General features: G+C 35.8%; 17 protein-coding genes. 12 read left to right on the top strand and 5 right to left on the bottom strand.

What is annotated here, in order from left to right; genetic code table 11:
• Positions 1-83 precede the first annotated feature (83 nt).
• Positions 84-875: a THC0290_0291 family protein gene (locus AO58_RS0100375; protein WP_024979815.1), complete on the top strand. Its 792-nt coding sequence runs from the start codon at positions 84-86 to the stop codon at positions 873-875.
• Between the two features lie 51 nt (positions 876-926).
• On the opposite strand, the gene AO58_RS0100370 is transcribed toward AO58_RS0100375, so the two are convergent.
• Positions 927-2,072, bottom strand: coding sequence for a cystathionine gamma-synthase (locus tag AO58_RS0100370; protein ID WP_024979814.1), 1,146 nt, complete (start codon positions 2,070-2,072; stop codon positions 927-929).
• A gap of 199 nt (positions 2,073-2,271) precedes the next feature.
• Between AO58_RS0100370 and AO58_RS0100365 the strand changes: the two genes are divergently transcribed.
• Positions 2,272-3,072, top strand: coding sequence for a DUF3298 and DUF4163 domain-containing protein (locus tag AO58_RS0100365; protein WP_244530695.1), 801 nt, complete (start codon positions 2,272-2,274; stop codon positions 3,070-3,072).
• Positions 3,073-3,130: 58 nt separating this feature from the next.
• Here the strand turns inward: AO58_RS0100365 and AO58_RS0100360 are convergent, their stop codons facing one another.
• Positions 3,131-3,586: a DinB family protein gene (locus AO58_RS0100360; RefSeq protein WP_024979812.1), complete on the bottom strand. Its 456-nt coding sequence runs from the start codon at positions 3,584-3,586 to the stop codon at positions 3,131-3,133.
• A gap of 76 nt (positions 3,587-3,662) precedes the next feature.
• On the opposite strand from AO58_RS0100360, the gene AO58_RS0100355 reads away from it, so the two are divergent.
• The 6 genes from AO58_RS0100355 (at position 3,663) to nadD (ending at position 7,528) form a co-directional block, all read left to right on the top strand.
• Complete coding sequence (locus tag AO58_RS0100355) at positions 3,663-4,016, top strand: arsenate reductase family protein (protein WP_024979811.1); 354 nt, start codon at positions 3,663-3,665, stop codon at positions 4,014-4,016.
• On the top strand, positions 4,009-4,908 hold the full coding sequence (locus AO58_RS0100350; protein WP_024979810.1) for a DMT family transporter: 900 nt from the start codon (positions 4,009-4,011) through the stop codon (positions 4,906-4,908). Before AO58_RS0100355 ends, AO58_RS0100350 begins: the two co-directional genes overlap by 8 nt.
• A gap of 62 nt (positions 4,909-4,970) precedes the next feature.
• Positions 4,971-5,831, top strand: a complete 861-nt coding sequence (locus tag AO58_RS0100345) for a YicC/YloC family endoribonuclease (RefSeq protein WP_035717179.1) — start codon at positions 4,971-4,973, stop codon at positions 5,829-5,831.
• A gap of 65 nt (positions 5,832-5,896) precedes the next feature.
• Positions 5,897-6,469 carry a guanylate kinase gene (gmk, locus tag AO58_RS0100340; protein WP_024979808.1) on the top strand — a complete coding sequence of 191 codons (573 nt, stop codon included), beginning with the start codon at positions 5,897-5,899 and terminating at the stop codon, positions 6,467-6,469.
• Positions 6,470-6,517: 48 nt separating this feature from the next.
• Positions 6,518-6,883, top strand: a complete 366-nt coding sequence (locus tag AO58_RS0100335) for a four helix bundle protein (protein WP_024979807.1) — start codon at positions 6,518-6,520, stop codon at positions 6,881-6,883.
• Positions 6,884-6,916: 33 nt separating this feature from the next.
• Complete coding sequence (gene nadD / locus AO58_RS0100330; protein ID WP_024979806.1) at positions 6,917-7,528, top strand: nicotinate (nicotinamide) nucleotide adenylyltransferase; 612 nt, start codon at positions 6,917-6,919, stop codon at positions 7,526-7,528.
• Here nadD and AO58_RS0100325 read toward each other — a convergent pair whose 3' ends face one another.
• Positions 7,529-8,425 carry a LysR family transcriptional regulator gene (locus tag AO58_RS0100325; RefSeq protein WP_024979805.1) on the bottom strand — a complete coding sequence of 299 codons (897 nt, stop codon included), beginning with the start codon at positions 8,423-8,425 and terminating at the stop codon, positions 7,529-7,531. It abuts the gene before it with no gap.
• 92 nt (positions 8,426-8,517) lie between these two features.
• Here AO58_RS0100325 and AO58_RS0100320 point away from each other — a divergent pair, with 92 nt between their 5' ends.
• The 4 genes from AO58_RS0100320 to AO58_RS0100305 all read left to right on the top strand — a co-directional run bounded on the left by AO58_RS0100320 (position 8,518) and on the right by AO58_RS0100305 (position 12,466).
• Complete coding sequence (locus tag AO58_RS0100320) at positions 8,518-9,285, top strand: type 1 glutamine amidotransferase domain-containing protein (RefSeq protein ID WP_024979804.1); 768 nt, start codon at positions 8,518-8,520, stop codon at positions 9,283-9,285.
• A gap of 100 nt (positions 9,286-9,385) precedes the next feature.
• Complete coding sequence (locus tag AO58_RS0100315; RefSeq protein ID WP_024979803.1) at positions 9,386-10,549, top strand: iron-containing alcohol dehydrogenase; 1,164 nt, start codon at positions 9,386-9,388, stop codon at positions 10,547-10,549.
• Between the two features lie 289 nt (positions 10,550-10,838).
• A complete protein-coding gene (locus AO58_RS0100310; protein WP_024979802.1) occupies positions 10,839-11,834 on the top strand; it encodes an NAD(P)H-dependent glycerol-3-phosphate dehydrogenase in 996 nt (331 codons plus the stop codon).
• Between the two features lie 65 nt (positions 11,835-11,899).
• Entirely contained in the window at positions 11,900-12,466 is a 567-nt protein-coding gene (locus tag AO58_RS0100305; protein ID WP_024979801.1) for a hypothetical protein, read from the top strand.
• 76 nt (positions 12,467-12,542) lie between these two features.
• Here the strand turns inward: AO58_RS0100305 and AO58_RS0100300 are convergent, their stop codons facing one another.
• Positions 12,543-12,950 (bottom strand): hypothetical protein, encoded by a 408-nt coding sequence (locus AO58_RS0100300; protein WP_024979800.1) that lies wholly within the window; start codon positions 12,948-12,950, stop codon positions 12,543-12,545.
• A 92-nt stretch (positions 12,951-13,042) separates the two neighbouring features.
• Positions 13,043-14,062 carry a phenylalanine--tRNA ligase subunit alpha gene (pheS, locus tag AO58_RS0100295; RefSeq protein WP_024979799.1) on the bottom strand — a complete coding sequence of 340 codons (1,020 nt, stop codon included), beginning with the start codon at positions 14,060-14,062 and terminating at the stop codon, positions 13,043-13,045.
• Positions 14,063-14,075: the final 13 nt, after the last annotated feature.

The raw sequence follows: 14,075 nt of genomic DNA, 5'->3' as shown, positions 1-14,075 counted from the left end.
ACTAATAATTAAAGGTTTAACTTTTTACCCCTCTTTAAGTGTTAATAGATTTTATATATTTGCGCGCAATTAAAATGCCACAAATGTTCAAAAAATATATTTTATCTTTACTACTAGTGCTCTTCAGTACTTTTATAGCTTCGGCACAATGGAATACCTCGCATGAAATAGGAATACTAACCGGTCCTATTGTTTTTAAATCCGATTATGGAGAGCGTGGCGACATGGAAACCAATGTAGGCAATTCAGGTCATTCCATCGGTTTTGTTCACTACTTAAACTTTTCATCTAGAGCAGATAATGAGCGTTTTTTTTCTGAACATTTTAAAATAAGATCTGAAGTATCCTATGCCACCACCAACTTTAATCATTTTGGTAAATGGGTAGATGAGGGCAAACCTTCGATAGGAAAAGAACAACTTAAAGCCATGTCCGGCTCATCCAGAATAATTAATCTTGGTGTACAAGCAGAATTTAACTTCATCAAAATCCATGATTTCGAAAACAGTATTGGTACTTTTGGCCCTTATGCTAGCTTAGGACTTACTTATAGTTTTTATGACACAAAAGCCTCTTCTACATTAGGCCCTTTAGGGCTGGCAAGTACTACGTTTCCCAAATACCTAACCCCTTCTGACGGAAGACCGCATGGTTTTTCTACCGAAAGCAAATCGGTTGTGTCTGTGGTTGCTGGAGTAGGTACAAGATACAAACTGGGTAGAATGAGTGACTTACTAGTTGACCTCCGTTTTCAATATTTTACATCGGACTGGGTGGATGGACTGAATCCGAATAAAGATATTTATAAAGAGAATAAGTCCAATGATTGGTTGGTTGGTTTTAATATTGGTTATATCCATTACCTAGAATTCTAATAAAAAAAGCTCAATTTTAAAATTGAGCTTTTTTTATATCATAATTCGGAACTATACTAATGCTTGTTCTAAATCGGCAATCAAATCCGATACGTCTTCAATACCAACACTTAGTCGCACCAAATCATCGGTAATTCCTACTTCTTTTCTCTTCTCTTCAGGGATAGACGCATGCGTCATTAAAGCGGGGTGATTTGCCAACGATTCTACTCCACCTAATGATTCTGCCAAAGTAAACACTTTCAGCTTTTCTAAAAATGCGATTGCATCTTCTTTCTTTTCAGACTGAAAGGTAAAGGAGACCATTCCGCCAAAACCACTCATTTGCTTTTTGGCTATTTCATGAAACGGATGCTCTGGCAAACCTGGATAATATACTGTTTTAATCTTAGGATGTGAATTTAAAAAAGCTACTACTTTTTCGCCATTTTCACAATGTCTTTGCACACGTAAATGCAAAGTTTTAATACCTCTTAACACCAAAAAACTATCCATTGGCCCCAAAGTGGCTCCGGTAGCAAACTGTTGAAAATGCAATTGATCACCCAATGCTTCGTCTTTCACAATCAAAGCTCCAGCAATCACATCCGAATGACCACCTAAATATTTGGTTGCAGAATGCATTACAATATCGGCTCCAAGATCTAAAGGTTTTTGCAAATAAGGGGTTGCAAACGTATTATCTACCGCAAAAAGAATATTCTTAGCTTTAGTAATTTGAGCAATTGCTGCAATATCCGCTAATTTCATCAACGGATTAGTAGGCGTTTCTACCCAAACCAATTTAGTGTTTTCGTTGATTAAAGATTGAAATTTTTCCAAATCATTCATGTCAACAAAATGAAATCTGATGCCAGAATCTTTATAAATACGGGTAAACATTCTATACGTTCCGCCATACAAATCATCCATAGCGATAATTTCATCCCCGGCCTTGAAGGAACGCAACACACAATCTGTTGCCGCTAATCCTGAAGAAAAAGCCAAACCGCGTGTACCGTTTTCAATACTCGCCAAGGCCTGTTCCAAGGCTGATCGTGTTGGGTTTGCCGCCCTGCTATATTCGTATTCAGGATTCAATGGCTGCCCCGGACTAGTTTGTACAAAAGTAGAGGTTTGATACACCGGCGGCATCACTGCTCCTGTGGCAGGATCATGATGTTGTCCACCATGAATTGCTTTAGTATTGAATTTCATAACTATAATTGTTTTTATTTTTTTGTTGAACGAACTTTAGGTCTAAATAAAAAAGAGTTACCCAAAACCACAAATACTACTGATCGTCAAAGCAATACATAATAGACACAAGCAATAATGGTAACCATAGAAAATTCATAATATCTTTTTGTTAAGAATAGATCTATTAGTTTTAAAAATGCAAATTTACCGTTAAATAATGAGAATACAAGTTATAACTGAGCTACCTTTGAGTGTAATCAACAGTTTTTTATCCATGACTATAAGAATACTTTGCGTTTTTTTGATCCTCATTTTAAGTGCTTGCTCCAATGAATTAGAATTTTCCACAAAAGAATTCAAAGAGAAAAGCACTATCCTCTGTAAAGAAAATTGCACCGAAATAAAATTACAAATCCCGTTCGCCACTAGTAATTCTATTGCCGCTGATAGCATCAACAAAAAAGTATTTGGAGTGGTCAAAGAATTAGTATACGTTAACGAAAATCCTGTTGCTGAAAATGATTATGAGGGTTTAACAAAAGCATTCATCTCCTCTTTTGAAAGCACTAGAGACGAATATCCAAACTCTACTTTTGGTTGGGATGCCAAAATCGAAGGCGAAGTTACGTATCGTTCCAAGGCTATTATTAATTTAGAAATTAACCATTATACTTTTACAGGAGGCGCACATGGTTTTGAAGGCAAACAATCATTACTATTCGATCCCGCTACTGGAAAAAAAATCACCAACAGAAGTCTTTTCAAAGATTATGATGCGTTCAAAAAAATGGTTGAAAAAAAGTTTCGCATCAAATACAATATTCCGTTGACTGGAAACATCAATCAAACAGGTGGCTTATTTGAAGACGACACCTTTCAATTACCCAAAAATATATTTTTTACCAGCGATGGATTACTGTTATATTACAATCAATACGAAGCCGCTGCTTATGCTGAAGGACCTAAAGAATTATTTCTTCCGTATACCACCATACACAACTATCTATTGATCAAATAAAAAATGCTTCAAAACCTGAAAGATCTCAAAGCATTTCTAGTGATTCCGTGGTGATGTTTTACAAAAATTTTCTAATACTCATCATGATTCCAAGGTGTAATCCTTCGTGAAAAGCATTAAAGGTCATGGCTTCTTCTACATTGTGCAATATGAATCCAGTTGATGTAGGGTATTCTGTATACTTTTCAAAAACGTTGTTTTCGTAATCATTTTTCATTTGCTCTACCGTTGAAAAAAGTAAGGCTTTAATTTCTGCTACTTCTTCAGCAGTAACAGTATGCTCAGGTTTGGTTCCTTTTTTATATTTCTCTACCATTTCGTCTGAAACTTGCATGGGTAAACCTGATAATTTGTAAACTAATAATTGTTGGGTAACTACAATATGAGCAATATTCCAAATTAAATTATTAGAAAATCCTTTGGGAATTTCATTTAATTGCTCTAAAGTATATTTTTCTAGAAAAGGAGCTACCATTTTTCGGCTCGTTGCTGTCAACTCAAATACTGCATTCATAGTTTTTATTTTTTGGATAAAAATACTCATTTTTAGTAGAAATGATTTTCCTTTGTAACCATAAAAAGTCAACAACATGAACAAAATATACTATTTAGCTTCTTGCGATACCTGCAGAAAAATCATAAAGGCCTTGCCTGCAAACCACAATTTAGCCTTTCACGACATCAAACAAAACCCAATAACTATTGAAGAATTAGAGGAAATGCATCGCCTTTCAGGAAGTTACGAAGCATTGTTTAGCAAAAAAGCACAATTGTACAAGTCGATGAATTTAAAAAATCAAAACCTTACCGAGGACGATTTTAAAAAATACATTTTGGAGCATTATACCTTTTTGAGCCGACCGGTATTTATTATTAATGACAAAATTTATATTGGCAATAGTCAACAAAACATACATCAAGTTCATCTAGCTCTCCATGTCTAAAAGAAATCTTGCCTTAGTTGGTGCCACTATCGTTTCGATCATCTACGGTGTAACGTTTACCATTGCCAAGGATGTAATGCCATTGTACATCGATGCTTTCGGTTTTATTGTTTTACGCGTTGGAGGTTCGAGCCTTTTGTTTTGGCTCACTTGGCTTTTTATGCCTAAAGAAAAAATTGCTCCTCAAGATTTTCTAAGGATTTTTGCTGCAGCTTTTTTTGGCGTAGCCCTTAATATGCTTACCTTTTTCAAAGGATTAAGCCTTACTTCTCCCATTTCGGCGGCGGTAATTATGGTTTCTACACCAATGATTGTACTGGTTTTATCAGCAATTATAATGAAAGAACGCTTAAAGAAAAGAATGATTCTTGGTATTGTTCTCGGATTACTTGGTACCACATTTTTGATTCTGTATCGCAAATCCATTGGCGCCACCTCTGATGCTGGACTGGGCAACTTTTTGGTATTAGTCAATGCCATTTCGTATGCTTTTTACTTGATCCTTGTCAAAAAACTAATGCATACCTACCATGCTTTTACCTTTGTCAAATGGATTTATCTTTTGGGCTTCATCATGGTTCTTCCTTTTGGATGGAGCGAATTGGAGGCTGTACAATGGCAAACTATTCCTTTATCTATTTATTATAAAATTACTTTTGTCGTCGTGGTTTCTACCTTCTTGACGTATTTATTGAATTTACTTTCGATGAAAGAATTAAAACCTACCACGGTGGCCGTTTTCATTTACTTACAACCTCTTTTTGCTTCCATTTTTGCGATAGGACTAGGCAAAGACCAACTCAACTGGGTCAAAATTGGTGCTGCAATATTGATTTTTTCTGGTGTCTATCTAGTAACAATGAAAACTTCTCAAGAAACGGATGCTAATTAATAGCCTTCGCTCAAAAACACACAAATAACTTTTTGTTATCTTTACAGCTTTTTACAACAATTATGATACAATCCATGACGGGTTTCGGCAAAGCAACCTTGCAATTGCCTACCAAAAAAATCTCTATAGAAGTAAAATCCTTAAATAGCAAAGGCTTGGATTTAAGTGTCCGAATGCCCTCTTTATACCGTGAAATGGAATTGGGGCTTCGTACTCAAATTGCTTCAAAACTAGAAAGAGGTAAAGTTGATTTCTCCATTTATATCGAAAGTACTGCAGAACAAACCTCCACACGAGTAAATGTTCCTATTGTAAAAGCCTACATCGAGCAATTGCGTGAAGTGTATCCTGATGCTGACGCAACCGAATTGATGAAAATGGCCGTACGCATGCCAGATACCATGAAAATAGAGCGCGAAGAAATCGATGCCAACGAATGGGCGCAAATCCAAACCGTTATCGAAGAAGCGTTGCAAAACATATTGAATTTCCGAAGAGACGAAGGCCTTTCGTTAGAAAAGGAATTCCAATTGCGTATTGCTAACATTCGTCAATTCATGAACGAAGCCTTGGCTTTGGACCCAGAACGTGTGCAAGCCATCAAAGATCGTTTACAAACCGCTATTGCCGAATTGCAAGTCAACGTAGATGAAAATCGTTTTGAACAAGAGCTCATTTATTATCTAGAAAAGCTAGATATCACCGAAGAAAAAGTACGTTTAACCAACCATTTGGATTATTTCCTAGACACCATCAAAGGAACTGAAGCCAATGGTAGAAAACTAGGTTTTATTACTCAAGAAATGGGTAGAGAAATCAACACCATGGGATCTAAATCGAATCATGCTCAAATGCAGAAATTAGTCGTTCAAATGAAAGATGAATTGGAGAAAATTAAAGAGCAAGTACTGAATGTATTATAAGTAACTAGTGAATAGTGATTAGTAATTAGCTAATGACTATTCACTAATCACTAATTACTAAAAATATGAAAAAAGGAAAATTAATAGTTTTTTCAGCTCCGTCTGGTTCAGGAAAAACAACAATCGTTAGGCATTTATTAGGAAAAGAAGATTTGAATTTGGAATTTTCTATTTCGGCAGCAACCCGTTTACCTCGTGGCGAAGAAGTAGATGGCAAGGATTACTATTTTATGTCATTGGAACAATTCAAAAAACACATCAAAGCTGAAGAGTTTGTTGAATGGGAGGAAGTCTATCGCGATAATTTCTATGGCACACTAAAAAGCGAAGTGGAACGCATTTGGGCTATGGGCAAAAATGTGATTTTTGATATTGATGTGGCTGGCGGATTGCGCATTAAACACAAATTTCCAGAAGAAACCTTGGCTGTTTTTGTGAAACCTCCAAGCGTTGATGAATTGAAAAGAAGACTCAAAGAACGCTCTACCGAAAGCGAAGACAAAATCAACATGCGCATTGCCAAAGCCTCAGTAGAATTGGCTACCGCTCCACAATTTGATGTGATTATCAAAAACTATGATTTACCTGTAGCACTTGAAGAAGCATATCAATTGGTGAAGGATTTTGTTTCTGAATAGTGATTAGTAAATAGTAACTAGTGATTAGTAAAAAGTAATTAGCTTGAAATGGGGGAAATAAAATCATATAAAGATTTATTGATTTGGCAAAAAGGCATCAAAATAGTCTGCTTAGTTTATCAGTTAGTAAAATCATTTCCTCAGGAAGAATTATATGCTCTAACAAGTCAATTAAAAAGAGCTTCAGTATCTATTCCTTCTAATATTGCTGAAGGTTATGAAAGAAATACAGATAGATCATTTAGTCATTTTTTAGATATTTCAAGAGGTTCACTATTCGAAATTGAAACTCAGCTACTAATTGCTAATGAACTTGGTTTTATAACAAATGAAACTTTGTACACAGAAATTCTAAGCCAAATAGAGGAAGAATCTAAAATGATTAATGCTTTTTGGAAAACACTCAAAAACTAATTACTTTTTACTAATCACTAGTTACTAAGTTAAATGAAAATCGGACTATATTTCGGTACTTTTAATCCCATTCATGTGGGCCATTTGATTATTGCCAATCATATGGCAGAACATACCGATTTGGACCAAATCTGGATGGTAGTAACACCACACAATCCGCTAAAAAAGAAAAGTACTTTGCTAGATGATTATCATCGGTTACATATGGTGCATTTGGCCACTGATACTTATACAAAAATAAAGCCTTCGGATATCGAATTTAAATTACCGCAACCCAATTATACGATTACCACACTGGTACATTTACAAGAGAAATATCCAGAAAACGAGTTTGCTTTAATCATGGGCGAAGACAACTTAAAATCGTTGCACAAATGGAAAAACTATGAAGCCATTTTAGAGCATTATTCCATTTATGTCTATCCGAGAATCGAAGCCATAGAAAACAACCAAAAAGCAATTGATACTGGAGCCGAAAACCCCTCTTTTGCCAATCATCCCAAAATCAAAATCATAGATGCCCCAGTTGTTGAAATTTCGGCTACTTTTATTCGCAATTGCATCAAAAAAGGCAAAAACATTCGCCCATTATTACCGCATAACGTGTGGGAATATCTAGATCATAATAATTTTTACAAGAAATAATTATTCCAAAACCACTTTTACAACAACAGCTATTTCTTGAGCAATAGCATTTAAATTATCATTCTTTCCTGACAATAAAAATACAGGTGTAGTAGGCATTTTGGGACTGTCCCATACCAACTGTAACTCTTTGTCCTGAATCTTTGATGCAACATTACAGTCCCAAACCACACTTATACCCGTGTTTTGAGCAAGAATTGCAATCATTTCATTTTCTGATGGAATGATATAATTGGCTATGATGGCAGGTCTTTTTTTATTAAAAACATGTAACCAAAATAGCTTAATGTGCGGTATTCCAGAGTCATGACTGTACCACTTCTGATCGTTCATCCAATGTTCTATAGCCACCAAATCATTGACAGTAATATTTTCTTTTACGATTTGAAGATCAATATCTGGAGTAGCCACAACGACTTGTTTTATTTCACCTAATTGCTGCTGTAGCGTGTCAAAAGTATCGTACTGTTTGGTTACTATCGCAAAATCTATTTTTTTGGAATTTACTAAATCAAATAACTCCTCGTTAGTGCCAAAAGTGAAGTCAATAAAATCAAATTTTGATACTAATGAACTACCAAAACAGCCCAACAAATGCTTAGAAATTCCAATAGACAATAACCGATTAGTATTGAAGGCCTTAGCCCTAAAACCGTTTTCTACATTTTCTAAGCGATCCAAAGCATCAATGATTAAGTTATTGAGTAACTTTGCGTATTCCGTAGGCACCACCCCTTTTGATTTACGGTTGAACAATGTATATCCTACATGGGCTTCAAGCATAGCAATTTGCTGACTGACTGCAGGCTGACTAATGAACAACTCCTTAGCAGCTAACGAAAAATTTCCGTTTTTATATACTGATTTAAACGTGCGATACCATTCTAAATTTACCATTGCTATAAATATATTTATCACAAACATAATTTAAATTATTTTTACTAATACCATATTCGCTATAAATTTGCAGTCTCAAATTAAAACAAGCGATGATAAAAACAACCTTATTAACGATTCTAGTAGTAACCTTGAGTTGCTTTGTAGCAACTGCACAAAAACAAAATAAAAAGATGAAAAAAGTATTATTTGTAGTGACCAGCCACGATCAATTGGGTAACACAGGAGAAAAAACAGGATTTTGGACAGAAGAATTTGCTGCTCCCTATTATGCATTGGCCGACAAAGGTGTTCAAATTGATATTGCTTCACCACTGGGAGGACAACCACCAATTGACCCAAAAAGTGCCGATCCTGCATCAGCAACTGAGGATACTAAACGATTTGATGCAGATGCTGTAGTTTTAGAAAAACTAAAAAACACCAAAAAACTAGCCACTATTAATCCTGCAGATTACGATGCTGTTTTTTACCCTGGAGGTCACGGTCCATTATGGGATTTGGCCGAGGATACAACTTCTTCAGACTTAATTGCTACTTTTTACACACAAAATAAACCAGTAGCATTTGTATGTCATGCACCTGCTGCCTTAAAAAACGTAAAAGTAAATGGCCATTTCTTGGTTAAAGGTAAAAAAGTGACTGGTTTTACGAACTCCGAAGAAGAAGCCGTGGGATTGACCAATGTCGTACCTTTTTTGGTGGAAGATATGTTACAAAAAAATGGTGGTTCTTACAGTAAAGCTGGCGATTGGCAATCCTACGCCCTAGAAGATGGTTTATTGATTACAGGACAAAATCCTGCTTCATCAAAATTAGTTGCTGAAAAATTATTGGCTCAATTGCATTCAAAAAAATAATAGAACGTCTCTAAAACGCTGAGAAGCTAAGTTACTAAGATTTAAATGTGCTTTAAAAACTCAGAATCTTAGTATCTTAGTAACTCTTTAAAAAAAAATCATGTTAAACTTCGAATTATACAATCCTACGAATTTAATTTTCGGAAAAGGACAAATAGAAAAAATAGCGACCTTGATTCCTACAGAAGCAAAAATCCTGATTGCTTACGGAGGAGGCAGTATCTTCAAAAATGGTATTTATGATCAAGTAAAAGCAGCGCTTCTAGATCGTAATATTGTTGAATTTGGTGGTATTGAACCAAATCCTCATTACGAAACATTGATGAAAGCGGTAGCGGTAATCAAAGAACAAAATATCGATTTTATTTTGGCAGTAGGTGGCGGTAGCGTCATTGATGGCGTGAAATTCATATCGGCAGCTGTACATTTTGAAGGCAACCCGATGGATATTTTACAGAAACGCTTACTCATCAAAGACCTTAGCAAAGTAGTTCCTTTCGGTACTGTCCTAACAATTCCAGCTACAGGATCAGAAATGAATTCAGGCTCTGTTGTAACAATTGAAGCCACACAAGAAAAATTAGCGTTTGGCGGAAGTGCTTTGTTTCCTAAATTTTCCATTTGTGACCCAACAGTGATTGTTTCATTGCCAAAGCGTCAATTACAAAACGGCGTTGTAGATGCCTACACTCACGTATTAGAGCAATACCTGACCTATCCACATGAAGGTTATTTACAAGACCGTATTTCCGAAAGTATTTTGCAAACCCTAATCGAAATCGGACCAAAAGTAGTAGAGGACCCTACAGATTATGCTTTGGCCTCAAACTTTATGTGGAGCTGTACTATGGCACTCAACGGACTAATCCAAAAAGGAGTTCCTAGCGACTGGGCTACACACATGATTGGACACGAATTAACGGCTTTGTATGGAATTGATCACGCTAGAACATTGGCGATAATTGGTCCTAACCTATACAAGGTAATGTTTGAAACGAAAAAAGCCAAATTGGCCCAATATGGTCAACGTATTTTTAATCTAACTGGAAGCGAAGACGAAATGGCTAAAGTAGCTATCAACAAAACTGTTGCCTTCTTTCATACAATGGGAATGCAAACCCAATTGTCTAACTACACCCAAGATTTCGATAAAACAGCCGATTTTATAGCAAAAAGATTTGAAGAAAGAGGTTGGAAGGGCTTAGGAGAAAAACAAAACATTACTCCTGAGAAAGTTAGAGAAATTGTTACTGCTAGTTATTAATTCAAAAAAGCATCAATAATAAAAGGCGTTTTACACTAAGTAAAACGCCTTTTTCAATAACTAAAAACAAAACTAACTAAACCAAATAATAATCAAAACCATCAAGATCCTAATTATTAATCACTTACAACGCAACAATAGTATTTATATTATGCAGTAAGCTAACTTTTTTTATCAAAACGAATAAAGATTTCCACACGCTTACTTGACATTGATTTAAAGGCACTCACAAAATTAATTTGTGTAATTACTAGTATTTTGAGTACTTTTGATAAAATTTAATAAAAAAATGGCCGATAAATTAAAATTTGCAGTAATTGGTGGTGGAAGTTGGGCTACTGCTATCGCTAAAATGCTATGTGTGAACCAGGAAGAGATTTGCTGGTATATGAGAAATGAAAATGCAATTGACCACATAAAAAACTTTAAACACAATCCGAATTATTTAAGTTCAGTTGAATTCGATACCCAAAAACTTTTACTTACCTCGAATATTAATGAAGCCGTAAGCTACGCCGACTATCTTATTTTTGCCATTCCTTCGGCTTTTTTAGATGGAGAATTAGCCAAAATCACCCTTCCTTTACAAGATAAAATTATTTTTTCTGCTATTAAAGGTATCGTCCCAGAAACCAGTTTAATTGTAGGGGAACATTTTCATGTTCAATACGACATACCCTATTACAACATTGGAGTAATTACAGGGCCTTGTCATGCTGAAGAAGTAGCATTGGAACGCCTTTCCTACTTAACCATTGCTTGTAGCGATGCCGATAAAGCTAAATTTGTAGCCCAAAATTTGTCTGGTAATTATATCAAAAGCAAGATTTCTGATGATATTATTGGTACCGAATACGCGGCAATGCTTAAAAATATCTACGCTATAGCAGCAGGAATCGCCCATGGTTTGGGGTATGGCGATAACTTTCAGTCGGTTATTATGAGTAATGCCATTCGAGAAATGAAAAAGTTTATCCGAAAAGTGCACAAAATGAAACGAAACATCAATGATTCTGCCTATTTGGGTGATTTATTGGTTACGGGTTACTCTGTTTTCTCTAGAAATAGAATGTTTGGCAACATGATCGGAAAAGGCTACACTGTAAAATCGGCCATGATGGAAATGAGTATGGTAGCTGAAGGCTATTATGCCGTAAAAAGCGCTTACAAACTCAATCAAGGTTACGGAGCAAAAACACCAATTATTGATGCTGTGTATCAAATTTTATACGAAGGGAAAGAAGCCAAAGTGGTCTTTAAAAAACTAACCGATCAATTGGATTAACCACGGAACACTATTTTTAAAGTAGTACCACAGTAATTCCGTAAAGAAACACTTTAACACAGCGTATGAAATTTTTATATTCACTTTTTTTATCAAGCCTATTTTCAATTTGCACAGCGCAAAATACCTCAGGCGCTACTGAATTTTGGACCGAATTACAAACGCATTGTGGACAATCTTTTGAGGGACAAATTACTGCAGGTGGCTCGGCAAACGATTCTTTTTCAGGAAAAAAATTGGTTATGCATGTAAAAAGCTGTGAAAAAAACCGCATTCGCATTCCTTTTTTTGTCGGAGATGATAAATCTAGAACATGGGTATTGACTTTTGAAGGCAATAAAATTCAGCTCAAACACGACCACCGTCATAAAGATGGAACCCCTGATAAAGTAACGCAATATGGCGGAATGGCTCCAAATACCGGAATGGCTAATCTTCAGTTTTTTCCGGCCGATCAAGAAACAGCTGATTTACTACCCAAAGCGGCTACTAATCTTTGGTGGATTACCTTAGACAAAAAAGTATTTAGTTATAACTTAAGACGCATAGGATCCGATCGTCTTTTTACCGTGACGTTTGACCTAACCAAACCAATAGACAATCCAAGTGCTCCTTGGGGATGGAAGGAATAACACTAAAATTTACTTCAAAAAAAATACCGTTAAGCGCTCACTTAACGGTATTTTTTTATGCTCTGTAAAGCACTATTTATCTAACAATTACTCCTTCAACAAATAAAATTGGCACTTCTTCCGTATCGGTTTCGTTGATGCTATTGGCTTTAAAAATGAACTTTTTATCGTACAAGGTACCATCAATAAAATACGTTACCATAAACTCGTTATTGAGCGAAAGCACACTTTTCTCAATCATTTCAACTTTCACTACCGATACTGAAGTAACGTGTACAAAAGCATGACGTAAGAGTGAAGTTTTTTTCATTTCTCCATCGATAGTACCAAATGCTTTGGAAACTACCATCACACTTTCGATGTCAAAATCACTATCGTTCACCAAGTAGGCGTACCACACTTTTTCCATAAAGTCGTCGCTCCATTCTTGAACGGCGGCCATGAATACATTTTCTACAACAGGTATGATGATGTCTTTTTTCATAGTTTAAAAAAATGAGTCCCTAGTACTTAGTCCTCAGTCAATAAATGCTATGACTCCAAAAGAACTAAGGACTAAGGACTATTAACTAGTTACTAAATAATCGATTTAAATTGCTCTAAGAAACGCACATCGTTTTCATAAAACATACGGATATCTCCAATTTGATACAACAACATAGCGATACGCTCTACTCCCATTCCGAAAGCAAAACCATTATACTCATCTGGATTGATACCACAATTGGTTAAAACATTAGGATCTACCATTCCGCAACCACCAATTTCCAACCAACCTGTACCTTTGGTAATACGATAATCCGTTTCGGTTTTTAAACCCCAATAAATATCAATTTCTGCACTTGGCTCCGTGAACGGAAAATAAGACGGTCTAAGACGAATTTTCGACTTCCCGAACATTTCCTTCGTAAAATACAAAAGTGTTTGTTTTAAGTCTGCAAAAGACACATCCTTGTCGATGTACAACCCTTCTACTTGATGAAAGATACAGTGCGAACGTGAGGAAACAGCCTCGTTACGAAACACACGACCTGGCGAAATGGTACGAATAGGCGGTTTGTTGTTTTCCATGTAACGTACCTGAACCGATGAAGTATGCGTACGCAACAACACATCAGGATTGGTTTGAATGAAAAAAGTATCTTGCATATCACGAGCCGGATGGTATTCTGGCAAGTTCAAGGCTGTAAAATTATGCCAATCGTCTTCAATTTCTGGTCCTTCAGAAACATTGAATCCAATGGTTGAGAAAATATCAATAATTTGATTTTTTACTAAAGATATCGGGTGACGAGAACCAATAATAATAGGCTCTCCTGTTCGGGTCAAATCGCCATAAACGCCTTTGCTTTCTTGCTGATTTTCTAAACGCTCTTGAATTGACTTTACTTTTTCTTCAGCAGTAGTTTTTAGCAAGTTAATGACTTGTCCAAATTCTTTTTTCTGATCGTTAGGAACATTTTTAAACTCAGCAAACAAGTCTTTCAAAAGCCCTTTACTTCCCAAATATTTAATTCGGAACGCTTCCAATTCAGCTCCATTTTGAGTAGAAAACGCTTGTGCTTCTGCAATGTATTCTTTTATCTTATCTATCATTTTCATTCCATAA

This window comes from Flavobacterium succinicans LMG 10402 (genome assembly GCF_000611675.1).
Classification (GTDB): domain Bacteria; phylum Bacteroidota; class Bacteroidia; order Flavobacteriales; family Flavobacteriaceae; genus Flavobacterium; species Flavobacterium succinicans.
This window is presented reverse-complemented; position numbering and strand designations above follow the sequence as displayed.